This is a genomic window from Plantactinospora sp. WMMB782, assembly GCF_049179135.1.
In the GTDB taxonomy this organism is placed as follows: domain Bacteria; phylum Actinomycetota; class Actinomycetes; order Mycobacteriales; family Micromonosporaceae; genus Plantactinospora.
In genome coordinates, this window is the sequence record NZ_JBMHMC010000007.1 from 1,413,700 (window position 1) to 1,436,562 (window position 22,863).

Below are 22,863 nucleotides of genomic sequence, written 5' to 3' on the forward strand. Positions count from 1 at the left end.
CCCGGTCACCGGGGCCGGTGAGGCTCGTACGGATGGTCCGACCCGGGCCGGGCCGGACCATCCGTCACAGGAGCAGTCAGGTCAGCTCGTAGCCTCGATCTTGAGGATCTCGACCTTTTGGAACTTGTCGACCTCGACGTTCTTGACCCGCTCCGAGTGGCCGAAGACGTTCTGGCCGAGCCGCAGCGGAATCACCGGCATGTCGCGGGCGAGGATGTCCTCGGCCTGCTGCCAGAGCTTGATGGCCTCCTCCTGGGTCGGCGCGGCCGAGCCCTGCTTGACCAGGTTGTCGAACTCCGGGTTGCTGTAGCCGTAGTCGTTCGACGAACCGCCGGTGCCGTACAGCGGGCCCAGGTAGTTCTCCATCAGCGGGTAGTCCATGATCCAGCCGAGCCGGATCATGCCGACGTCTTCCTTCTTCTCCGTCTTCTGCAGCAGGTCGGCGAACTTCGGCTCGCCGACGCCGACGCAGTCGACGCCCAGGTTGGCCTTGAGCTGGTTACAGGTCGCGTCGACCCACGCCTTGTGACCACCGTCGACGTTGTAGGTGATCTTGATCTGCTTCGGGCCGCCCGCGGCCTCGTACGCCGCCTTCGCCTTGGCCGGGTCGTAGGTGCAGGCCTCGCCGCAGCTGTTCTCCCGGTAGCCGGCCACCGCCGGGGAGACGAAGGAGGTCGCCGGGGTCTGCGAGCCGCGGAAGATGTTGTCGGTGATCTCCTTGCGGTTGATCGCCATGGAGATCGCCTTGCGCACCTCGACCTTCGAGTACTGCGGAAGGAAGGTCGGGAAGCCGATGAACTGGAAGACCGAGTTCGGGCTGGTCTTGAAGCGGTCGCCCAGGTCGGTCGGGGCGTTGGCCAGGTTCTCGATCGGAATCTGGGTCACCACGTCCAGCTGGCCGCTCATCAGGTCGGCGTACTGGGCGGTCTGCTCCTGGTAGATCTTGTAGGTGACGCCGCCCACCTTCGGCTTCTCACCCGCGAAGGCGTCGTAGCGCTCGACCTCGATCTTCGAGTCGTGCTGCCAGGTGCCCTTCATCTTGAACGGGCCGTTGCCGATCGGAGCCTGCTCGTAGTCCTCCTTGAGCACACCCTCCGACGCCCACGCCGCCGCCGGCAGCGGGTAGAAGGTGGTGTAGCCCATGACCGACCGCCAGCCGGAGAACGGCTCGCTGAGCGTCACGGTGAAGGTCAGGTCGTCGACCTTCTTCAGACCGGTCATGGTCTTGGCCGTCGGGTCCGGAGCCTTCTTCGGGCCCTCGCCGTCCGGGTCCTCGGACTGGAGGTCCTTGTAGCCCTCGATCCGCTGCAGGAAGTACGCGCCACTGTTGCCGTTCGGGCCGTACGCCGCGTGGTTCCAGGCGTTGATGTAGTTGTCGGCGCCGACCTTCTCACCGTTGTGGAAGGTGTAGCCGTCCTTGAGCTTGACCGTCCAGACCTTGTTGTCGGTCGACTCGATCGACTCCGCCGCGACCGTGTACGGCTTGTTGTCGGCATCGAAGTCCACCAGCGGGCTGAACAGTGCGGCCATCACGTCGGCACAGTTGGACTCGGTGCAGTTGGAAGGGATCATGTGCTCAGGTTCGCCGATGCCGATCGAGACCAGGGCGTCCGCCGCCGAGGTCTCGTCGTCACCGCCGCCGCCGCAGCCTGCCGCCAACAACATTATGGCGGTCGCTCCGACCGCCATCTTTAACGGGAATTGCCCGCGCATGAGTGAAGCCTCCTCAGGGCGCTCACGAGGGACTGTGAGGTGACTGACACTGTGACACTGAGCTGCCTAGCGCGGAAAGGTGCCGTTATCAACCCGTTAGTTGCCGGCAATGTTTCAGGCACGTGCCGGACCCCTCGGACACCCCTCCGAACACGGCGTTGAGCAGGTAGAACGTCACCTGGGCGAGTCGCTCCGGCGACAGCGCACACAGGCTGTTGTGACCTTTCCCGCGTCACCGCCGGCGCTCTCCGATGTCAAGCGCATACCTACCGTACTCGTCCGTTTGGACGATGCGGAACTGCGCACCGGGGGTCCGACAGCCAGCAAGACAGTCACAACCATCGATGAATGGTAACCGATGATCACCGCCCGGACACCCACCGCTCGGCCGATGGCCCACGGGCGGATCCGCCGATACCCGTACCGCCGACCCGACCCGACCCGGACGCGACCACGCCCGACCTCAGACCAGCCGGCGGTCGGCGGCCCAGCGGGACAGCTCGTAGCGGTTGGACATCTGGAGCTTGCGCAGCACGTTCGAGACGTGCGTCTCCACCGTCTTGATGGAGATGAACAGCTCCTTGGCGATCTCCTTGTACGCGTAGCCCCGGGCCAGCAGCCGGAGCACCTCCCGCTCCCGGTTGGTCAGCTGGTCCAGCTCCGGATCGGCGACCGGCGCGTCCGGCCGGGAGGCGAAGGAGTCCAGCACGAACCCGGCCAGCCGGGGGCTGAACACCGCGTCACCGTCGGCGACCCGGCGGATCGCGGCGGTCAGCTCGTCCGGCGAGATGGTCTTGGTCACGTAGCCCCGGGCGCCGGCCCGGATCAGCCCGATCACGTCCTCGGCCGCGTCGGAGACGCTGAGTGCCAGGAACCGCACCTCGGGGCGGCTACGCCGGACCGCCTCAAGGACCGCCCGACCACCGCCGTCGGGCATGTGCACGTCCAGCAGCACCACGTCCGGCTCGGTGGCGGCGATCCGGCTGACCGCCTCGGCCACCGTGCTGGCCTCGCCGACCACCTCGACGTGCGCCCCCAGCTCGGCGCGTACGCCGGCCCGGAACATCGCGTGATCGTCGACGAGGAACACCCGCAGCAGCCGGGGCTCGGACGTACCGTCCCGCGTCGGCTCCGTCGGCTCGACCATGATCGTTACCTGTCCTTCCCTGGTGCCGCGTTCTCCCGGGGTATCGGGAGGAAGAGTCTCACCTCGGTGCCGTCCCCCGGCGTACTGCGGATCTCGGCCCGCCCGCCGTGCCGCTTCATCCGCCCGATGATCGAGCCGCGCACGCCGTGCCGGTGGTCCTCAACGGTAGTCGGGTCGAAGCCCGCGCCGCGGTCGCGGACGAAGACGCTCACCTGCTCCGGCTCCACCTCGGCGTAGAGCGAGACGGTCTGCACCTTGGCGTGCCGGGCCGCGTTCACCAGCGCCTCCCGGGCGGCGGCGACAAGCGCGCCGACCCGCTCGTCGGTCTCCCGGTCGCCGACCACCACCGCCTCGACGGTGATCGCGAAGGTGTCCTCCACCTCGGCGGCGGCCTGCTCCAGCGCGGCCGCGAAGCGTTCCGTCGGCGAACCGGTCGGCTTGTAGAGCCAGCTCCGCAGCGAGCGCTCCTGCCCCCGGGCGAGCCGCTGCACGGTCTTGACGTCGGCGGCGTTGCGCTGGATCAGGGCCAGGGTGTGCAACACCTGGTCGTGGATCATCGCGGCCAACTCGGCCCGCTCCTGCTCCCGGATCCGCCCCTCCCGCTCGTCCCGGAGCTGGTTGTAGGTCCGCCAGAGCACCGGAGCGGCCACCACGCCGACCCCGGCGAGCGCGACCAGGGCGAAGATCACCCCGTTGACCACGGCGTCGAAGTTGCCCTGCGGGCGGTAGACCGCCACCACGCCGATCAGTCCGACCGCCACCAGCACCCCGCCGCCGATGAACCGGAGCACGAAGGCCCGCCGGTCGCTCTCGGCCACCACCGCCCCGAGCCATGGCACCGGCGACCTGTCCCACTGCCAGCGGCGCTCCGGGGCGGACTGGTGCCAGATCACCCCTGCGCCGACCGCGATGATCGACACCAGCCAGCCGGCCGTGCCGGCCACCCCGTCGGACTTGAAGGCGAGAACCTCGATCAGGATCACCGCGAGCCCGAAAGCCACGAAGGGCAGCAGTTGGAAGACGTTGCGCCGCGGCGGGGTGCCGCTGCCGGGCAGCGGCGGGACCACCGCCCAGAACGCCGCGTAGAGCAGCAGGCCGAGGCCGCTGAACCCGAGCAGCAGGAGGAAGGTCACGCGTACCCACACCGCCCGGACGCCCAGGTGCAGGGCGATCCCGGCGGCCACGCCGGCGACCATCCGGTGGTCGCGGGCGCGGTAGAGGCGGGGTGGCTCGGTCGTGGCGCGGATCTTCGCACTCCTCGTCGTCTCGGGCGGCGGGGTGACGTGCGGCGGCCTGCCGCGGGGGCGTCCCCTCCCACCGACGCTCCGATCGTCACACGCTGCCGGCCCCAGCAGCCATGGGGACTCCCCGGACTTCCCGCGCGCGATATCTCAGGGTGGCCTCAGGGTTGTCGCCTGAGGCCGGCCGGTCCCGCGACGACGGAGGATCGGAGCATGACCGACGAAGCTGCCGCCGCCCGTGGAACGCCCGGTCCGGCGGGCGACCCCGACCGCGCGGACAGCCCCGACCGCGCGGACAGCCCCGACCGCGGCTGGGCGACAGCTGGCGCACCGCCGCCCGGCGTGGTCGGCGGACCGGAGCCGGCCGAGCCGCAGGACGCGCCGACACCGGCAACCGGCCCGACCCCGCCACCCGGCCCACCGCCGCCCGGCCCACCGCCGCCCGGGGCCGGCCCGACCCCGCCATCCGGCCACGGCGGGCCGCCACCACCCGGCGGCGGCGCCGTGCCACCGCCCGGGGCCGGAGGGCCGCCACCGCCGCCCGGGGCGGCCGGCGGGCCCTCCCCGGAGTTCGGCTTCACCTACCGGTACGGCCTGGTCCGGCCGAGCGAGGGACGCTACCTGGCCGGCGTCTGCGCCGCGATCGGCCGGGCCACCAACAGCGATCCGATCCTCTGGCGGGTACTCCTCGCCGTACTCGGCTTCTTCGGCGGAATCGGCATCCTGGTGTACCTGGCCGCCTGGCTGATCATCCCGTCCGAGGGCGACACCGCCTCCCCGGTGGAGTCGATGCTGGGCCGGGGGCGGTCGAGCATGTCCCCGGTCACCGTGCTGGTGCTCGGCATCGTCGTCGCGGTGATGTTCGGTTTCATCGTGACCGACACCTACCGGGCCGTCCTGCTCGGCGCGGCCGTCCTGATCGGCGGCGCGCTGCTGCTCAACCGGGACCGGAACCGGACCGGGGCGTACTGGCAGCCGCACGCCGGGCCACCGCCGCCGGGCGGCTATCCGCCCCCCGGCTACCCGACGACCGGGCAGCCGGCACCCGGCCAGCAGATGCCCCCGCCGGCCGTGCCCGGACAGCCCGGCTGGTACCCGCCGGCAGCGCAACCGGGCGTCGCACCCGGCTACCCCGGGTACCCGGCCGCGGCCGTACCGGCTCCACCGGCGCCCGCCGGGCCGGTGAGCGGGCCACCGGTGGCCGCGCCGACCGGGCCGCTCCCGCCAACGCTGCCGGTGGCGCCGGTGCCGGGGGGCTACCGGGCGCCGTTCGCACCGCACGGCCCCTACGCGGCACGGCCGGCGCCCCCGCCACCACCACCGAAGGTGAAGCCGCCGAAGCGCCCCCGGGAGCGGTCCGCGCTCGGCGCCGCCACCTTCTCGATGATCTTCGTGGCGATCGGTGTGGTCGCGATCCTGGACCTGACGAACGCGGTACGGGTCATGCCGTCCACCTACTTCGCCGCCGTGCTGGTGACCATCGCGCTCGGGCTGCTGGTCGGCGCCTGGTACGGCCGGGCCCGCTGGTTGATCGCCCTCGGCCTGGTCGCGGCCTGCGCACTGGGCGTCTCCACGGTCGCCGAGTCCTACACCCGGCTGCGCAGCGAGGAGGACGTGCTCTGGGCACCGGCCAGCTACACCGCGCTGGCCGACCGCTACGAGACCCGACTCGGCAGCGCCACCCTCGACCTGACCCGGATCGACTTCACCGCCAAGGACACCCAGGTGAGCGTGGACGTGGACCTCGGCGAGGTGAAGGTGATCCTGCCACCCGACGTCGACGTGACCGTACGCCTCGACGTGAACGCGGGTGACGCCCTGGTGCTGGACCGCAGGTACAGCAACTTCGACGGCAACCAGCGAGAGGTGACCGACCTCGGCGAGGACGGTCCCGGCGGCGGAAAACTGCTGCTCAACCTCTCGGTCGACGCGGCCACCGCGGAGGTGACCCGATGAAGGCGCACCGCACCGACGGGGTGTCGCTGACGTTCGCCCTGATCTTCCTCGGCGTCGCCGGCTGGTGGCTCTTCGCCCAGCTGACGCACCTCACCCTGCCGGCCGTCGGCTGGCTGATCGCCGGTGGGCTGATCCTGGTCGGCACGCTGGGCCTGGTAGGCGCGATCCGGGCCAACCGGTCCGGCCGGCAACCGGCCACGACCGGCGCGGAATCCCCGGCCACAACCGGCCCCGAATCCCCGGCGGCAGCCGGCTCAGGATCTCCGGTGGCGTCGGCCGACGCCCACCATGCCGATCCCGGGTCCGCCGACACCCCTCTCGGAACGCTGTTCGAGCAGCACCCCGGTGACCGGTTCGACACCCCCGACACCCTCGAGTTCGACCGACCGGTCGCGGGCCCGACCGACCGACCCGGCGCGGACCCGACCGACCGACCGGTCGCAGAGCTGGACCCGGATCGGCCACGTCCCGGAGACGCTGCCGGAGCGCGGCGGGACGACGAACGGCCCCGGTGACGCGACGAGCGGCCCGGACGGGACCAGCGGCCCGGCGGTTCGGTGCGACTCGGTCAGGCCGTGCCTAAACTGGCCGGCGGAGGTTCGCACCTCCGCCGGCCCGGTCGCGTACCGGTGGTGCGTGAAACCGCGCATCGCGTACCCCACGGTGCGGCTCCGCCCACCGCGTAGCCCGCGCCGTCGTCGGCAGCCGCCCGTCCTGACCTCGCGAGGAGCCCGCCCGAGATGACCCAGTCCCCCGCCGTACGCGCCACCGGCCCAGGCCGCCCGGTCCGCGTCGGCGAGCGCGCCGCCCGCGTCCTGACCACCGAGATGTCCCGGTACCACGGTCCGAAGACCATCCTGCTGGTCGGCGGCACCACCGATTCGTCCGTACTGGCCGCTGCGGTCGACGCGCTGCTCCCCGGCGACGTACTCACCGTGGTGCCGGCGGGCGCGCTCGCCGCCGACGAACTCCGGGAGCACGTCACGGCCCTGGGGCAGTGGACCGCCCAGCGGGTACGGGTGGTCGACTCGCTGGCCGAAGCGGACACGGCGGAAGTGGTGATCGCCGCGGAACCGCTGACCGGCAACGCCGAGGAGACCCGGTCGGCGCTGGACGGCCTCGCCAAGTACCTGACCGACGGCGGGGTGCTCAGCGTGCTGGTCCCGGCACTGCCCGGTCGGGCCGCCGGGGCGGTCGGTGAACTCGAACGGCAGAGCGCACTGTTCGGCGTCGGCACCGACCTCGTACTGGTCAACCAGCCTCCGGTGCGGGTACACCGGCTCCGCTTCACCCCGGCCGACATCTCGGTGGCAGCCCGGCTGGCTCCCGCGCACCGCACGTCGAGTGTCCGGCTGACCCAGCGGATGCACATCGACTCCAACGGGGTCGCGGCGGCCGGTATCGCGCTCGGGCTGGCCGCACTCACCCGGGCCACCCGGCCGAAGTCCCGGCTCTGGTTGGTGCCCGCGCTGGCCGCCGGCCCGGTCGCGGCGTTCTTCCGGGACCCCGAGCGGGACATCCCGGACGACGAGTCCGCCGTCGTCGCCGCCGCCGACGGCCAGGTGCTCTCCGTGCAGCGGCTCCGGGACGAACGGTTCGGCGACGGCGAGTTCCTGCGGGTCGCGGTCTTCCTCTCCGTACTCGACGTGCACGTCAACCGCTCGCCGGTGGCCGGCAAGGTGGTGGACTACTTCGTCGCCGACGGAGGGTTCGCGGCGGCGATGAAACCGGACGCGGAGCACAACGTGGCCGCGTACACGGTGCTCGACACCGACCACGGCACGGTGGTGGTGGCCCAACGGACCGGCCTGATCGCCCGGCGGATCGTGCAGCGGGCGCCGGTCGGCGCGCTGCTGGCCCGGGGCGAACGGTTCGGCCTGATCCGGTTCGGTTCGCGGACCGACGTCTACCTGCCCGCCGATGCCGCCGAGCCGGTGGTCGGGCCGGGCGAGCGTGTCGTCGGCGGAAGCTCCGTGATCGCCCGCTGGCGCTGACCGGAAACATCGCCCCCCACCGTCGGCGACGGGATCGTCGCCGACGGTGGGCGGGTACACCTGAAGTCGTCGGTCGCCGCGGCGCTGCCCGGGTCTGGTCAGGTCAGTCGGTGCCGGGTCAGCTCAGGTCAGACCGTGCCCGGGTCAGGTCAGGCCGAATCTGGTCAGGCCGGTCAGGCCGGGTCAGGTCTGGTCAGGCCGTGCGGCGCTGGCGCCACCAGAGCAGCGGCCCGCTGACCAGGTAGCCGACCACCAGGAGCGCGAAGGTGAGCCGGATGTCGACCAGGGCACCGACCACCGGGGCCAGCCACAGCCACGGCGGCAGCTTGATCAGACGGGCCAGCTTGGCGTACGGGAAGCTGGAGACCATCGCGAAGGCGAGCAGCCCCACACCGGCCACCTGCACCTCGCCGGAGACCGGCAGCCCGATCAGCACCGCCAGGGCGAGCACCGCCGCGGCCATCGTGGTCGGCACGCCGCAGAAGAACCGCCCGTCCTTGGGCGAGACGTTGAACCGGGCCAGCCGGATCGCCGCGCAGGCCGCGACGAGTGCGCAGGCCACCCCGGCGGCGGCGGTGGAGACCGAGCCCACCAGGGAGGCGTAGACCACCACGGGGGCGGCCAGGCCGAACGAGCACATGTCGGCAAGCGAGTCCATCTGGGCACCGAACGGGCTGGCCACGCCCATCTTGCGGGCCAGCGCCCCGTCGAGGCCGTCGAAGGCCACGCAGGCGATCAGGCAGTACGCCGCGACGCGCACGTCGCCCTGCATCGCCTGGAAGATGGCGAGCAGTCCGAGGGTCAGGCTGGCCACGGTGCAGGCGTTGACCACGGCGAACTTGACCCGGCGGGCCATGGTCCGCTCGCCGGGCAGCAGCGGGATCGCCATCGGCGGGCCGGCGGCGTCGACCGGGTCGGCCGGGCCGACGGCCGGACTCACCGGAACGACGGCCTCGATCTCGGCGGCGGTCAGCCGGTCGACGCCGTACGGGTCGAGCGGGGCGCGGTCCGTGAGGTAGCGGCGGTCTGGCAACACGAGGGCACTGGAGCCGGCGTCGTCAAGGTGGTGATCCCGGCGTCCCACCCGGACCAGCAACACCTGCCGGGCGAACGCGCCGCTGCGACGCAGCTGCCCCGCCCAGCGGCGCCCTGCCGGGCGCGGGCTGTCCGACGTACGACGCCGACGCCATGGGGCTCTCGGCACGTTTCCTCCATCACCGGGTCAACTTGTCCGCCACCGTGGCGGCACCCCCCTAGCGCCATCGGGCACCGGGACTCCTTGGCCGGCAACCCGATTGCGGCCTACACCATCGCACAGACGGCAGGGATTGGCGATAGCCGTCTGAGGGGCATTCCTCCCAAACCCACCCGAGGCACTCAGACCTCCCATCCGGGACGCAATCCCGGCCGGGCACATTGTCGGCGCTGCTGCCAACTCTAGCCGAACCAGTCACCACCATCGTTTCGGGAGAGATTCCCGCATCCCGCGCCACACCCGGGGCGGAGCGCTCAGAGCAGCGACAGCGCGGCGTCCACCACCTCGGTACGCGGCAGCCGCGCCACCTCGGCCCGGGAGAACCAGCCGGCGGTCTCGGTCGACCCGCCGGTGGCCTCCACCACCTTCGCCTCGGTGGGCGCGTCGACCTCGACCCGGTAGACCACCCGGACCGCGTGCCAGTCCAGCGGCCGGCCCTCGGGCCCGAACTCGCGGGTGTTGTGCCGGTGCGACAGGTGCAGCAGACCGGTCACCCGGCCGAGCTGACCGGTCTCCTCGACCAGTTCCCGGAGCAACGCACTGACCGGCTGCTCGCCGTGGTCGGTGCCGCCACCGGGCAGATGCCACCGGCCGGCACCGGGAAACCCGGTCGCGATCCGGGTCAGCAGGATCCGCCCGGCCGGATCGGTGGCCAGCCCGTACGCCGCGAACCGCTGGTACCGGTCGACCGGCCCGACCCGCCCGACCCCCTCCGGCACGGCCCCGTCCCGCTCCCCTGCCGGGGAATCGGCATCCCGCGCTGCCGGAGAACCGGCGCCACGCGCTGCCGGAGAACCGGCCTCCTGCCGCGCCGGGGAACCAGCCTCCTGCGCTGCCGGAGAACCGGCCTCCTGCTGTGGCGGAGAACCGGCGTCCCGGGGTGCCGGGCCGGCGCTCTCCGGCAGCGGGTCCGCCGGGCGGCCGAGCAGTTCGGCGGTGAACGGCATCAGGGCCAGTCCGGCGAGTTCCTCGGGGCCGACCCAGGCCACCCGGTCGGTGCCGCCGCGCGGCTCGGCCCGGAGCGTCCCGGCGATCGGCTCGACCTCGTAGACGACCCGGTCGGTGTGCTCGGCCACCGGCCCACCGTCCGCGCTCAGCCTGACCACGTCGGCGAGCACCGCCCGCAGCCCGGTCACCGCGACGGCCAGCCCGGTCTCCTCGACGAACTCGCGGTGCACCGCCGCCCTCGGGTGCTCCCCGTGTGCGACACCGCCGCCCGGCAGCTGCCAGACGCCGGGAAAGGGCCCGGTCGCGGACCCCCTGACGAGGAGCACCCGCTCACCGTCCCGACAGAGCCCGTACGCCCCGATCCGCCGTCGCCGTCGCACCGCCGCCCCCTTCCCCGCGCCGCACCGATCATGCCGGGCCGCACGGCACCCGACCCAGCCAGGGTGGAACCGGAAGACAGGGCGATGTTCCGGCGACAGCGCGGTGCCCCAGGGACAGGGCGATGTTCCGGCGACAGGGCGACGGCCCGGCGACGGCGCGGTGCCCCAGGGACAGGGCGGTGCTCCCCGGCTGCCGGGAGAGGATCCCCGGTGGCGGTCAGCCCAGCCGGGCCGCCTGGACCGCCTCGGCGGTCACCTCGGTCAGCCGGTCGACCGGCAGCGCCTCCAACTCCTCCCGGCCGAACCAGCGCGCCTCCGAGGTGGATCCGCCCACGTCACCGACGGTCGGCGGGGCGGGCGAGTCGACCATCACCCGGTAGAAGGCGCGTACGCCGTGCCAGTCGATCGGATAGCCCTCCGGGCCGAGCGAGGCGGCGTCCCGGTGGCTCGCCACCCCGATCAACTCGATCAGCCGGCCACGCTGCCCGGTCTCCTCGACGAGTTCCCGGATCAGTGCCGCGCCCGGCTGCTCGCCGTAGTCGGTGCCGCCACCCGGCAGGTGCCAGCAGCCCGCTCCCGGATAGCCGTCGGCGACCCGGGTCAACAGCACCCGGCCGTCCGGGTCGGTGGCAACCGCGTACGCCGCGAAGCGCTGCGCCCGGTGCAACCCGTCCGGCCCCGGTACGGCGTGGAAGGAGGGGAAGTCGGGCGCCTCCTCCGGACAGAGGTCGATCGGCCCGCTGGGCAGCCCCAGAGCGCGTGCGGTGAACGGCCGCAGCAGCAGCTTCTCCGCCTCCGCCAGGGTGTGCCAGCGGGCCAGGTCGGTCGGCTGGCCGACCCGGTCGCAGAGTGTGCCGCCGCGCACGGAGACCTGGTAGAGCAGGCGGTCGGTGTGGATCGTGACGCCACGGTGCGGCAGCGATCTCATGTCGGCGAGCACGTCGTGCAGGCCGACGACGGAGACGGAGAGTCCGGTCTCGGCGGCGGTCTCGCGGACCACCGTGTGGTTGGGGTCCTCACCGTGGTCGACGGCGCCGCCGGGCAGCGACCAGACGCCGGGCGTTCCGGACTTCGAGGAGGCCCGGACCAGGAGCACCCGATCGGTTGGATCGGTGCAGATCGCGTACGCGGCGATCTTGCGGATCGGTTCCAGCGCGGGGGTCACAGGACCAAATTCTCCCTCGATCATCCGACCCGGCCACGAAAAGAGTCGGATTCCTGACACTCCGCCCTGTCCGTGATCCGGTGGTGGAGGGGCCGTCAGGGGAGGGTCAGGGTCGCTATCCGGGCGGTCACCGAGGACGGTACGGCGCTCGGGGCGGACCGTGGAGACATGACGCAGATTCCGCTCAGTCAGCCCCCGTACAAGCAGCTCCGCCGGCCGACCACGGACCGGATGATCGCCGGTGTGGCCAGCGGGCTCGGCCGCTACTTCAACGTCGACCCGACCCTGGTCCGGGTGGTCTTCGCCGCGATCGCGGTCTTCACCGGCGGGCTCGGCCTGCTGGCGTACCCGGTGCTCTGGTTCCTGATGCCGGAGGAGCCGGCCGACGCGCCCGCCTGGCCGCACCCACCGGGCACCGGCCCGGTCTGGCCGCCGACCTGGCCCTTCCGCACGCCCGGCACCCCTGCCCCGCCACCGCCCGGTGCACCTGCCGGGACGACGGGTGCTTCGCAGCCGCGCGGGGACGAGCAGCCGGAGGTGCCGGGTAACCCGCCGCCGGAGCCGCGCTACCCGGCCTGAACCGGGCGCACGGTCACTCCCACTCGATGGTGCCCGGCGGCTTGCTCGTCACGTCGAGCACCACCCGGTTGACCTCGGCGACCTCGTTGGTGATCCGGGTGGAGATCCGGGCGATGACGTCGTACGGCAGCCTGGACCAGTCCGCCGTCATGGCGTCGGAACTCGACACCGGCCGGAGTACCACCGGATGCCCGTAACTGCGTCCGTCACCCTGCACCCCGACGCTGCGTACGTCGGCGAGCAGCACCACCGGGAACTGCCAGACGTCCCGGTCGAGGCCGGCGGCGGTGAGTTCCTCCCGGGCGATCAGGTCGGCCGCCCGGAGCAGGTCGAGCCGCTGCCGGTCCACCGCCCCGATGATCCGGATCGCCAGCCCGGGGCCGGGGAACGGGTGCCGCCAGACCATCGCCTCGGGCAGGCCGAGCGCCAGGCCGAGCTGGCGTACCTCGTCCTTGAAGAGCGTGCGCAGCGGCTCGACGAGCGCGAACTTCAGGTCCTCCGGCAGGCCGCCGACATTGTGGTGCGACTTGATGTTGGCGGTGCCGCTGCCGCCGCCGGACTCCACCACGTCGGGGTAGAGGGTCCCCTGCACCAGGAACTCCACGTCACCACTCGCGGCGACCTCCCGGGCCGCCGTTTCGAAGACCCGGATGAACTCCCGACCGATGATCTTGCGCTTCTGCTCCGGGTCGGTCACCCCGGCCAGCGCACCGAGGAACCGGTCGGCCGCGTCGACCACCTTGAGCTTGATCCCGGTGGCCGCGACGTAGTCGGACTCCACCTGCTCGGCCTCGCCGGCCCGGAGCAGGCCATGGTCGACGAAGACGCAGGTGAGCTGGTCGCCGACGGCCTGGTGCACGAGCGCGGCGGCGACCGCCGAGTCGACACCGCCGGAGAGGCCGCAGATGACCTCCCTGTCGCCGACCCGGGCGCGGATCTCGGCGATCTGGTCGGCGATGATGTTCTCCGGCGTCCAGGTCGGCTCGATTCCGGCCACCTCGTAGAGGAAGCGCTCCAGCATCCGCTGGCCGTGCTCGGTGTGCCCCACCTCCGGGTGGAACTGGGTGCCGACCCGCCGTCCGGCGAGATCCTCGAACGCCGCCACGGGGGCACCCGGCGACTCGGCGGTCACGGTGAACCCCTCCGGCGCCTCCGTCACACAGTCACCGTGGCTCATCCAGACCGACAGCTCGGCCGGCAAGTCGCGGAGCAGGGCGGTCGCGTCGGTCGCGTCGGGCCTGGCCCGCAGGACGGCGCCGCCGTACTCCCGGCCGCCGGTGTGCGCCACAGTGCCGCCGAGGGCCCGGGCCATCGCCTGGAAGCCGTAGCAGATGCCGAAGACCGGCACGCCGCTGTCGAAGAGCTTGCCGTCGACCTGCGGGGCGCCCGGCGCGTAGACGCTGGCCGGGCCGCCGGAGAGGATGATCGCGGCCGGATCCCTGGCCAGCATCTCGGCCACCGGCATCGAGTGCGGGACGATCTCCGAGTAGACCCGGGCCTCGCGGACCCGGCGGGCGATGAGCTGGGCGTACTGGGCTCCGAAGTCCACCACCAGGACCGGGCGCGGCGTGTTCATGTGTACGAAGCCTACCCAGCCCCGACCGGTAGCCAGACCCCGCCACCACCGCACCACGCCCCGCCGGGGATGAGGTGTAAGGAGGGGGCCCCTCATATACAGAAAGCGATAAGCAGGGCCGTTCCTCACACCCAGCGCAGCGCGCCTGGAGCGTGCGCCGGCACCGCCGGGGAGCGCGGCGGTGTCGGGGGAATCCGGGCGTACGGCGCGCCGGGCGGCGGCCGGAGATCCGGGTCACCCCGGTTCGGCCAGTACGAGATCGCGCGTTCCGCCTGGGCCGCGATGGTCAGCGACGGGTTCACCCCCAGGTTGGCCGAGACCGCCGCCCCGTCCACCACGTGCAGCCCCGGATGCCCGAAGACCCGGTGGTACGGGTCGACCACCCCGTCGGCGGCGCCGACCCCGATCACCGCGCCGCCGAGCAGGTGTGCGGTGACCGGCATGTCGAACGGCTCGGTCACCGACCCGCCGGGGATGCCACCGAGCTGCTCGGCGAGCAGCCGGACGGCCCGGTTGCCGGCCGGGATCCAGGTGGGGTTGGCGGCGCCGTGCCCGGCGGTGCTGGCCAGCCGGTTCCGGCCGAGCCGCCCGCGCCGCAGGTGCACGGTGAGGGAGTTGTCCACCGACTGCATGACCAGCGCGATCACGGTACGCCGGGACCAGTCCCGGACCGAGAGCAGCGGCAGATAGGTGAGCGGTCGCCGGGCCAGCGTGCCGAGCCAGCGCCGGACCCGGTGCGGGCCGCCGTCGACCAGGGCGGACTGGAGCAGGCCCATCGCGTTGGCGCCCCGGCCGTAGCGGACCGGCTCGACGTGGGTGGCCGGGTCGGGGTGGAAGGAGCTGGTGATCGCCACCCCTTCGGTGAAGTCGACGCCGGCCCGGCGGGCGGCGCGCAGCGGCACCGTGGCGCCGAGGATCGCCTCCGAGTTGGTCCGGGTCAGGGTGCCGAGCCGGGGTGACAGGTGCGGCAGCGCCCCGTCGGCGCGCATCCGGTGCAGCAGCCGCTGGGTCTGCAACGCGCCGGCCGCGAGGACCACCTGACCGGCCCGGATGCGGCGCCGGTGCCGGACCGGCCAGGCACCGGTGCGTACCGTCTCGATCTCGTAGCCGTTGCCCGACGGCGCCGGCCGGACCGCGGTCACCGTGGTCAGCGGCCGGACCTCGGCGCCGAGCCGCTCCGCCAGCCAGAGGTAGTTCTTGACCAGGCTGTTCTTGGCGCCGTGCCGGCAGCCGGTCATGCAGGCGCCGCAGTGCAGGCAGCCGGTGCGCTCCGGCCCGGCCCCGCCGAAGTAGGGGTCGGGGACCCGCTGCCCCGGCCGGCCGAGGTAGACGCCGACCGGGGTGGCCCGGAAGGTGTGCCCGACCCCCATCCGGTCGGCGACCGCCCGCATCGCCCGGTCCGCGCCGGTCTCCTTCGGGTACGTCGTCACGCCCAGCATCCGTTTCGCCTGGTCGTAGTGGGGGGCGAGTTCGGCCCGCCAGTCGGTGATCCCTCTCCACTGTGGATCGTCGTAGAACGCCGGCGGCGGTTCGTAGAGGGTGTTGGCGTAGACCAGCGAGCCGCCGCCGACACCCGCACCGGAGAGGACCAGTACCTTCGCCGGGGCCGTGCCGCCCTGGCCGGTGGAACGTCGGCGGCCGGCGGAGCGGAGCAGGCTGATCCGCTGGATGCCGTAGCAGCGCAGGGCCGGCGCCCAGAGGAAACGGCGGATCCGCCAGGAGGTCTCCGGCAGTTCGTGGTCGGCGAACCGCCGCCCGGCCTCCAGGACGGCGACCGAGTAGCCCTTCTCGGCCAGCCGCAGCGCCGCCACGCTGCCGCCGAAGCCGGACCCGACCACGACGACGTCGAAGTCGACATCGGCGGCGGGGATGGCGGCGGGGGTGGGCGGTCGTCCCATGCCGGCCATCATTACCGACGAGTAGCTATCGCACCAGGGTGTGACTGCGCCATCATTTCCTGCTGCCGCGCTCACGGCGGTGCAACGTCGGCGGGCCGACGATGCGTCTGTTAGTTACGGCCGGTCCTGGCAGACCGCACGGCCGAGGGGAAGTGGACGGGTGGCAGACAGCGGGGGAAAGCCCGACGGCGTACCCGGGAACGGCGGCGAGCCGGTACCCGGCGAGGGCGGCCGGCCGGGGCGGCGGCGGATCGTCTGGGTCGCCGCGATCGTCGCGCTGGCGGTGCTGCTGGCCGGCACGGCGTACGCGGCCAACCGGTTCTGGGGCGGAGGCGGAGATCCGCCCCCGGCGGCGGGGCCCGGCACGCCGGCACCGACCACGGCGGCACCGACGCCGACGCCGAGCCCGACCCCGGAACCCGGCGCCGACATCGAGGGGCCGCTCAACCTGCTGCTGGTCGGCGTCGACACCCGGATCAGCAAGCCGGGCTGGGAGCCGCACGCCGACGCGGTACTGATCCTGCACGTCACGAAGGAACTCGACCGGGCCTACCTGTTCGCGCTCCCCCGCGACCTGGTGGTCGACATCCCGCGCTTCCCGAAGGCGAAGTTCCCCGGCGAGCGCACCAAGCTGACCCACGCGATGAGCTACGGCAGCCGGGTGCCGGGCAAGAAGAAGCAGCCGAACACCGCGCAGGGCTTCGAACTGCTCTCCGCGACCGTCAGCGCGTACACCGGGATCAAGCGGTTCGACGCGGGTGCCGTACTCACCTTCGGCGGCTTCGACAACCTGGTCGACGCGCTCGGCGGGGTACGGCTCTACGTCGACCAGCGGGTGGTCTCGCAGCACCGGGAACCGGACGGTACGCACCGCGCGCTGCGCGGCGGCGGGTACGTCGGGCCGCAGATGGTCTACGAGAAGGGGCGCCGGTCGTTCAACGGCTGGCAGGCGCTGGACTACGCCCGGCAGCGTTACACGAGCGGCGGGGCCTACACCCGGCAGCGGCACCAGCAACAGCTCATCAAGGCGATGCTGGCGCAGATCCTCAGTCAGGACCTGGCCCGGGACCCCGACCGGGTACGCCAGGTGGTCCGCAGCCTCGGCGACGCGCTGACCTTCGTCAGCGGCAGCGGCTCGGACATCGTCGACTTCGGGTACGCACTGAGCCGGCTCCGCCCCGAGACGATGACCCTGGTCGCCCTCCCCGGCAGCGGCGTGGGCCGGGGCGGCTCCTACCGGGGCGAGCAACTCACCTCGGTGGGCAGGAAGTTCATCACCGAACTGCGGGCCGGCCGGGCCGACGCCTACCTGACGGCCAACCCGAAACTCGTGATCAAGACCTGACCACCCGTTCTGAGGACACTCTGTGCGCAGTGACTGTCGCTGTCACGACATCCACTGCGCACAAAGGCTCCGCCCCGGCGGTGGGAGCACCTGGGCGGCGGCGTGACCGTTTCTGGTGGTCTTTTACGGCGGGTGCCGCTAAGGCTTCGGCGTACTTCAGTGGGCTTGTCGTTGTCTTGACCGTCCCACCGTCGAGCAATAGCCTGCACTCGATGATCTCCGGGGCATCCGGCTCCAGGTCGTCGACGACGGGGAGGAACAACGTGCGCTTCGGTAAAAGACTGACATTATTGGCCGCGATGGTCACCGGTTTTCTGGTCCTGTCCGGAAATCCGGCCCAGGCCGCCTACTACAACACGTACAGCGACATAGCCAGCACCCCCAACACGAGCTGCTGCACCGGGGCGCAGGGCTTCGCCGCCGGTTCCACCTACCTCTACTCCATCAAGAACCGCACCAACTACGACGACACCTCCGTCATCTACCGAGTGCACAAGACCAGCGGTGCGCGGGTGCTGATGACGAACGGCACGAACGGCGGGACGACGAACCCGTGGCTCGGGCACGCGAACGACATGACGATCGTCGACATCGACGCACAGCACCACATGTTCGTCGTCACCATGAAGGACAGCGGCGCGCAGCTCGTGAAGCTGCGCTACGACGGCACCACCTACTACCACGCCGGGTCGTACCAGCTGCGGCTGAACGGGGCGGTGGCGACGCCGTCCGGGATCAGCCGGGTCTCGGTAAGCAGCACCACGATCGCGTTCATGTTCAAGAGCGGCCGGACGGTCTACAACGGCAGCCTTCCGCTGCGTGCCAACTCCGGGACCATCGAGCTGACGACCGCGTTCACCCTGCAGGTCGACGGCGCCCTGGTAAACGGTGCCACGGTGCCGGACCTGAACACCTTCACCAACCAGGGGTTCTTCTACGACGCGGGAAAGAGGATGCTCTACTACCCGCTGACCAAGGCCAACCGCAGCATCGTGCTGGTCTATCGGAACGTCCTGCCGACCACGACCGGGACAGCGCCCGCCGCCACTGACCTCTCCTTCCGGATCACGTCCTCGAAATACTCGACCCTGTTCGAGATCGAGGGCGTGGGAATCAGCGACGGCAAACTGTACTTCAACACGAACCGGGCGAACGCGGACGGCTCATTCGACGGGGTCCACGTGTTCAACGACTACGTCGCCGCCTAGCGCGACAACTGGTGGAAACCGCTGTGGCCCGACGGTCGGGCCACAGCGGTTTCCCGTTGGGCGATCAGGGTACCGACGGTGCCGTGGCGCCGGAAAGCCAGTCGTCGAAGAACTGCCGCAACTTCTTTCCGGAAATCCGTTCGGCGTGCGCGACCAGATCCTCGGTGGTCGCGTTTCCGTTGCGCCGCTCCGCCGTCCAGGTGGTCAGGATCCGGAAGAACGCCTCGTCGCCGACCGTACGCCGCAGCGCGTGCACGGCCAGCGCGCCGCGCTTGTAGACCGCCCGGCTGAAGATCTGCGTCCGGCCCGGGTCCAGCGCCGGTGCCGCCCAGTCCATGCCAGCGTAGAGCCGCTCGAACATCTCCTGCGCGCTCGGGCCGCCGTCGTGCTCGGTCCAGAGCCACTCCGCGTAGGTGGCGAAGCCCTCGTTGAGCCAGAGGTCGCTCCAGCGCCGGATCGAGACGCTGTTGCCGAACCACTGGTGGGCCAGCTCGTGCGCCACCACCGCCAGGTCCGGGCCGTCGGTGAAGAACGCCGGGCCGTACACCGGGCGGGACTGGGTCTCCAGGGCGTACCCGATCCGTTCCTCGGCGATCGCGATCCCGCCGTACGCCTCGACGGGGTAGGGGCCGAACCGGGTGGCCAGGAAGTCGGCGATCTCGCCGGTGCGGGCCAGGGACCGCTCGGCGGGGCCGCCGGGCGGCAGGCTCGCCGCGATCGCGGTGACGATCGGCCGGCCGGCGTGCGTACCGGTGCTGACCCGGTAGTTCCCGATCACCAGGGTGACCAGGTAGCTGGCCATCGGCACCCGCTCCGCCCAGCGCCAGGTGGTCCAGCCGGCGGCGATGCTGCGGCCGTCCGGTACGCCGTTGCTCAGCGCCGCCAGCCCCGCCGGCACGGTCGCCTCGATCTGGTACGTCGCCTTGTCCTGCGGATGGTCGTTGACCGGGAACCAGGTGCTCGCCGACTCCGGCTGGCCGAGCGCGATCGCGCCGTCCGAGGTGTGCAGCAGGCCGCCGCTGCCCAGTTCGGGGCTGGTGATCGGGGCCGGCCTACCGGAGTAGCGCACCCGTACCCCGAATTTCCTGCCCTTGCCGAGGCCGGTCGCCGGGGTGACCACCAGTTCGTCCTCGGTCCGGGCGTGTCCGGCGTCGACCCCGTCCACCTGCACCGACGCCACGGTCAGCCCGGCCAGGTCGAGGTTGAACCGGGACAGCTCCTGGGTCGCGGTCGCCTCGATTGTGGCGTCGCCGGTCAGCTCGTCGGTGGCGGGGTCGTACCGGACCTTGAGGTGGTAGCCGGCGACGTCGTAGCCGCCGTTGCCGTAGGTCGGGAAGTACGGGTCGCCGACCCCGGGTGCGCCGGGCCGGAACCCGGCGGTCGGCCGGTCGTCCCGGCGGCTGCCGGTGCAGGCGCCGGCCGAGACCACCACCAGCAGGGTCGCCGACAACGCCGCCAGTAGCGCCGGCGGTACGCCGGCCAGCCCCGGCCGCCTCGACGACCTCTCCATCACGCCTCCGCGGTCACGGTGGCGGCCACCGCTCACCGGTCGAGGACGAGCCCGACCTTCTGGAACTCCTTCAGGTCCCGGTAGCCGCACTTCGCCATCGCCCGGCGCAGCCCGCCGAACAGGTTGAGTTGCCCCTCCGGGTCGTCCGAGGGCCCGAAGAGCAGCTTCTCCATCGAGCCGAGCGGCTCGTCGGCCACCCCGTACGCCCCGCGCGGCAGCTTGGGGTGACTGGCCGCCGGATGCCACCAGGCACCCCCGGCCGGTGCCTCGGCGCAGAGCGAGAGCGGCTCGCCGAGCATCACCGCGTCGGCGCCGCAGCCGAGCGCCTTGGCGATGTCGCCGGAGGTCTGCAGGTCGCCGTCGGCGATCAGGTGCACGTACCGGCCGCCGGTCTCGTCGAGGTAGTCCCGGCGGGCCGCCGCCGCGTCCGCGATCGCGCTGGCCATCGGCACCCGGATGCCGAGCACCGACTCGGTGGTCGACCAGTCGTCGCCGCCGAGCCCGACGATCACCCCGGCCGCGCCGGTGCGCATCAGGTGCAGCGCGGTCTTGTAGTCGGTGCAGCCACCGGCGACGACCGGCAGGTCGAGGTCGGCGATGAACTCCTTGAGGTTGAGCGGCTCGTCGGTGGTGGAGACGTGCTCGGCCGAGACGATCGTGCCCTGGATCACCAGGATGTCCACCCCGGCGTCCAGGATCACCGGGGCCAGCGCCAGGGTGTGCTGCGGGGAGACCCGGACGGCGACCGTGCCGCCGCCCTCGCGCATCTGGCGTACCCGCTCGGCGATCAGCTCGGGGCGGATCGGTTCGGAGTACACCTCCTGGAGCCGGCGGGTGGCGGCGGAGCCCTCCTCCAGCCGGGACAGCTCCTCCAGGACCTTGCCCGGGTCCTCGTACCGGGTCCACAGGCCCTCGACGTTGAGCACCCCGAGCCCACCGAGCCGGCCCAGCGCGACCGCCGAGGCGGGGCTCATGGTGGCGTCCGAGGGGTGCCCGACGCAGGGGATCCCGAACTGGTACGCGTCGAGCTGCCAGGCCGTCGAGACGTCGTCCACGTCCCGGGTACGCCGGCTCGGCACGATCGCGATGTCGTCCAGGTGGTAGCCGCGCTGTGCGGTCTTGCCCAGCCCGATCTCGACCACGTCACGCATGGGTCACTCCAGAGTAGAAAGGGGGTGGTGGCGGGAAGGCGGCGACCGTCAGCGGGTGTGGTAGTTCGGCGCCTCGACCGTCATCTGGATGTCGTGCGGGTGGCTCTCCTTCAGGCCGGCGGCGGTGATCCGGATGAGCTGGCCCCGGCGGTGCAGCTCGGGGATGGTCTCCGCGCCGACGTACCCCATCGCCAGCCGCAGGCCGCCGATGAGCTGGTGGGCGACCCGGGCCAGCGGGCCGCGGTAGGGCACCTGCCCCTCGACACCCTCCGGCACCAGCTTCTCCTCGCTTGTCACGTCGTCCTGGAAGTAGCGGTCCTTGGAGTACGAGCGGGCCTGCCCACGGGACTGCATCGCGCCGAGCGACCCCATCCCCCGGTACGCCTTGAACTGCTTGCCGTTGATGAACATCAGCTCGCCGGGGCTCTCCTCGGAGCCGGCCAGCAGGCTGCCGAGCATCACGGTGTCGCCGCCGGCCACCAGCGCCTTGGCGATGTCGCCGGAGTACTGGATGCCACCGTCGGCGATCACCGGCACCCCGGCCGGCCGGGCGGCCCGGGCCGCCTCCATGATCGCGGTGATCTGCGGCACGCCCACCCCGGCGACGATCCGGGTGGTGCAGATGGCACCCGGACCGACCCCGACCTTCACGGCGTCGGCGCCCGCCTCGACAAGCGCCCTGGCCCCGGCGTACGTGGCCACGTTGCCGCCGATCACGTCGACGGTGGTGTCCCGCTTGAGCCGGCCGACCATGTCCAGCACGGCCCGCTGGTGCCCGTGCGCGGTGTCCACGATCAGCACGTCGACCCCGGCGTCGACGAGCGCGCGGGCCCGCTTGTAGGCGTCCTCGCCGACCCCGACGGCGGCGGCCACCCGCAGCCGGCCGGCGTCGTCCTTGGTGGCCAGCGGGTACTGCTCGCTCTTGGCGAAGTCCTTGACGGTGATCAGGCCGCGCAGCCGCCCGTCCGGGTCGACGATCGGCAGCTTCTCGACCTTGTGCCGACGCAGCAGGTCGAGCGCCTCCTCCTTGGTCACCCCCACCTCGGCGGTGACCAGCGGCATCCGGGTCATGATCTGCCGGACCGGGGTGTCGCCGTCGGTGACGAACCGCATGTCGCGGTTGGTCACGATGCCGACCAGGGTGCCCTGGGCGTCGGTCACCGGCACCCCGGAGATCCGGTACCGGCCGCAGAGCGCGTCGACGTCCCGCAGGGTGTCGTCGGGCCCACAGGTGACCGGGTGGGTGACCATGCCGGCCTCGGAGCGCTTCACCAGGTCGACCTGGAGCGCCTGGTCCTCGATCGAGAGGTTGCGGTGCAGTACGCCGATGCCGCCCTGCCGGGCCATCGCGATCGCCATCCGGGCCTCGGTCACCGTGTCCATCGGGCTGGAGACCAGCGGGATGGAGAGCTCGACGTTGCGGCTGAGCCGGGTGATCGTGTTCACCCGGCTCGGGATGATCTCGGACTCACCGGGTTGCAGCAGCACGTCGTCGAAGGTCAACCCGAGCGGCACCACCCGGGCCGAACCGGCCGGCAGTTCGGGCAGGTGCCCGGCGAGCTGGTCGGCGTCGGTGGCCAGCGGAAGGTCGTTGGTGGGTCGGTTCTCCACGATGTGTCCCCTGCTGCTGTGGTTGACGGTGCTGTGCTTGACGCTGCTCTGCTTGACGGTGCTGTGGTTGACGATCACCGCCGACGCGGCGCGACCACCGCCGACGCGGGTCGCCTCGGCGCTGGGCTGGTCGGACAGGCTGCCTGGCGGCAGGGCGGTGTCAGGGCTCGCCCCGGGTACGGCGCG

The 22,863-nt window shown here is 72.1% G+C and carries 17 protein-coding genes; 6 read left to right on the forward strand and 11 right to left on the reverse strand.

Going from position 1 to position 22,863, the window contains the following annotated elements; genetic code table 11:
• Positions 1 to 81: 81 nt before the first annotated feature.
• The 3 genes from ACN28A_RS08285 to ACN28A_RS08295 form a co-directional block, all read right to left on the reverse strand.
• Entirely contained in the window at positions 82 to 1,713 is a 1,632-nt protein-coding gene (locus ACN28A_RS08285; RefSeq protein ID WP_421393847.1) for a peptide ABC transporter substrate-binding protein, read from the reverse strand.
• A gap of 463 nt (positions 1,714 to 2,176) precedes the next feature.
• On the reverse strand, positions 2,177 to 2,860 hold the full coding sequence (locus tag ACN28A_RS08290) for a response regulator (RefSeq protein ID WP_421393849.1): 684 nt from the start codon (positions 2,858 to 2,860) through the stop codon (positions 2,177 to 2,179).
• 5 nt (positions 2,861 to 2,865) lie between these two features.
• Positions 2,866 to 4,107, reverse strand: coding sequence for a PspC domain-containing protein (locus tag ACN28A_RS08295; protein WP_421404236.1), 1,242 nt, complete (start codon positions 4,105 to 4,107; stop codon positions 2,866 to 2,868).
• 207 nt (positions 4,108 to 4,314) lie between these two features.
• On the opposite strand from ACN28A_RS08295, the gene ACN28A_RS08300 reads away from it, so the two are divergent.
• From ACN28A_RS08300 to ACN28A_RS08310, 3 genes are all read left to right on the forward strand, one after another.
• Positions 4,315 to 6,057: a PspC domain-containing protein gene (locus ACN28A_RS08300; protein WP_421393851.1), complete on the forward strand. Its 1,743-nt coding sequence runs from the start codon at positions 4,315 to 4,317 to the stop codon at positions 6,055 to 6,057.
• The gene (locus tag ACN28A_RS08305; RefSeq protein WP_421393853.1) at positions 6,054 to 6,572 is read left to right on the forward strand and encodes a hypothetical protein; all 519 of its coding nucleotides are present in this window, start codon (positions 6,054 to 6,056) and stop codon (positions 6,570 to 6,572) included. Before ACN28A_RS08300 ends, ACN28A_RS08305 begins: the two co-directional genes overlap by 4 nt.
• A gap of 225 nt (positions 6,573 to 6,797) precedes the next feature.
• A complete protein-coding gene (locus ACN28A_RS08310; protein WP_421393855.1) occupies positions 6,798 to 8,051 on the forward strand; it encodes a phosphatidylserine decarboxylase in 1,254 nt (417 codons plus the stop codon).
• A gap of 193 nt (positions 8,052 to 8,244) precedes the next feature.
• Here ACN28A_RS08310 and ACN28A_RS08315 read toward each other — a convergent pair whose 3' ends face one another.
• From ACN28A_RS08315 to ACN28A_RS08325, 3 genes are all read right to left on the reverse strand, one after another.
• The gene (locus tag ACN28A_RS08315; RefSeq protein ID WP_421404237.1) at positions 8,245 to 9,180 is read right to left on the reverse strand and encodes a CDP-alcohol phosphatidyltransferase family protein; all 936 of its coding nucleotides are present in this window, start codon (positions 9,178 to 9,180) and stop codon (positions 8,245 to 8,247) included.
• Positions 9,181 to 9,560: 380 nt separating this feature from the next.
• Positions 9,561 to 10,634 carry an NUDIX domain-containing protein gene (locus ACN28A_RS08320; protein WP_421393858.1) on the reverse strand — a complete coding sequence of 358 codons (1,074 nt, stop codon included), beginning with the start codon at positions 10,632 to 10,634 and terminating at the stop codon, positions 9,561 to 9,563.
• 217 nt (positions 10,635 to 10,851) lie between these two features.
• A complete protein-coding gene (locus tag ACN28A_RS08325; protein ID WP_421393859.1) occupies positions 10,852 to 11,799 on the reverse strand; it encodes an NUDIX domain-containing protein in 948 nt (315 codons plus the stop codon).
• A 168-nt stretch (positions 11,800 to 11,967) separates the two neighbouring features.
• Between ACN28A_RS08325 and ACN28A_RS08330 the strand changes: the two genes are divergently transcribed.
• A complete protein-coding gene (locus tag ACN28A_RS08330) occupies positions 11,968 to 12,378 on the forward strand; it encodes a PspC domain-containing protein (protein WP_421393861.1) in 411 nt (136 codons plus the stop codon).
• 13 nt (positions 12,379 to 12,391) lie between these two features.
• On the opposite strand, the gene guaA is transcribed toward ACN28A_RS08330, so the two are convergent.
• Together guaA and ACN28A_RS08340 are read right to left on the reverse strand one after the other, a co-directional pair.
• The gene (gene guaA / locus ACN28A_RS08335) at positions 12,392 to 13,954 is read right to left on the reverse strand and encodes a glutamine-hydrolyzing GMP synthase (RefSeq protein ID WP_421393863.1); all 1,563 of its coding nucleotides are present in this window, start codon (positions 13,952 to 13,954) and stop codon (positions 12,392 to 12,394) included.
• Positions 13,955 to 14,079: 125 nt separating this feature from the next.
• A complete protein-coding gene (locus tag ACN28A_RS08340; RefSeq protein ID WP_421393866.1) occupies positions 14,080 to 15,852 on the reverse strand; it encodes an FAD-dependent oxidoreductase in 1,773 nt (590 codons plus the stop codon).
• 268 nt (positions 15,853 to 16,120) lie between these two features.
• On the opposite strand from ACN28A_RS08340, the gene ACN28A_RS08345 reads away from it, so the two are divergent.
• Together ACN28A_RS08345 and ACN28A_RS08350 are read left to right on the forward strand one after the other, a co-directional pair.
• Positions 16,121 to 17,197: an LCP family protein gene (locus ACN28A_RS08345; protein WP_421404239.1), complete on the forward strand. Its 1,077-nt coding sequence runs from the start codon at positions 16,121 to 16,123 to the stop codon at positions 17,195 to 17,197.
• A 299-nt stretch (positions 17,198 to 17,496) separates the two neighbouring features.
• Positions 17,497 to 18,405, forward strand: a complete 909-nt coding sequence (locus ACN28A_RS08350) for a hypothetical protein (protein ID WP_421393868.1) — start codon at positions 17,497 to 17,499, stop codon at positions 18,403 to 18,405.
• Between the two features lie 64 nt (positions 18,406 to 18,469).
• On the opposite strand, the gene ACN28A_RS08355 is transcribed toward ACN28A_RS08350, so the two are convergent.
• The 3 genes from ACN28A_RS08355 to guaB are packed head-to-tail and all read right to left on the reverse strand — an operon-like array spanning position 18,470 to position 22,677.
• Positions 18,470 to 19,915: a M1 family metallopeptidase gene (locus ACN28A_RS08355; protein WP_421393870.1), complete on the reverse strand. Its 1,446-nt coding sequence runs from the start codon at positions 19,913 to 19,915 to the stop codon at positions 18,470 to 18,472.
• Between the two features lie 32 nt (positions 19,916 to 19,947).
• On the reverse strand, positions 19,948 to 21,066 hold the full coding sequence (locus ACN28A_RS08360; RefSeq protein WP_421393872.1) for a GuaB3 family IMP dehydrogenase-related protein: 1,119 nt from the start codon (positions 21,064 to 21,066) through the stop codon (positions 19,948 to 19,950).
• Between the two features lie 48 nt (positions 21,067 to 21,114).
• Positions 21,115 to 22,677, reverse strand: coding sequence for an IMP dehydrogenase (gene guaB / locus ACN28A_RS08365; protein WP_421404241.1), 1,563 nt, complete (start codon positions 22,675 to 22,677; stop codon positions 21,115 to 21,117).
• Positions 22,678 to 22,863: the final 186 nt, after the last annotated feature.

Coding starts and splice junctions, on each gene's coding strand:
- ACN28A_RS08285 (WP_421393847.1), bottom strand. CDS start 1,713: ATGCGCGGGCAATTCCCGTTAAAGATGGCGGTCGGAGCGACCGCCATA.
- ACN28A_RS08330 (WP_421393861.1), top strand. CDS start 11,968: ATGACGCAGATTCCGCTCAGTCAGCCCCCGTACAAGCAGCTCCGCCGG.
- ACN28A_RS08300 (WP_421393851.1), top strand. CDS start 4,315: ATGACCGACGAAGCTGCCGCCGCCCGTGGAACGCCCGGTCCGGCGGGC.
- ACN28A_RS08350 (WP_421393868.1), top strand. CDS start 17,497: ATGGTCACCGGTTTTCTGGTCCTGTCCGGAAATCCGGCCCAGGCCGCC.
- ACN28A_RS08340 (WP_421393866.1), bottom strand. CDS start 15,852: ATGGGACGACCGCCCACCCCCGCCGCCATCCCCGCCGCCGATGTCGAC.
- guaA (WP_421393863.1), bottom strand. CDS start 13,954: ATGAACACGCCGCGCCCGGTCCTGGTGGTGGACTTCGGAGCCCAGTAC.
- ACN28A_RS08355 (WP_421393870.1), bottom strand. CDS start 19,915: ATGGAGAGGTCGTCGAGGCGGCCGGGGCTGGCCGGCGTACCGCCGGCG.
- ACN28A_RS08310 (WP_421393855.1), top strand. CDS start 6,798: ATGACCCAGTCCCCCGCCGTACGCGCCACCGGCCCAGGCCGCCCGGTC.
- ACN28A_RS08360 (WP_421393872.1), bottom strand. CDS start 21,066: ATGCGTGACGTGGTCGAGATCGGGCTGGGCAAGACCGCACAGCGCGGC.
- ACN28A_RS08305 (WP_421393853.1), top strand. CDS start 6,054: ATGAAGGCGCACCGCACCGACGGGGTGTCGCTGACGTTCGCCCTGATC.
- ACN28A_RS08290 (WP_421393849.1), bottom strand. CDS start 2,860: ATGGTCGAGCCGACGGAGCCGACGCGGGACGGTACGTCCGAGCCCCGG.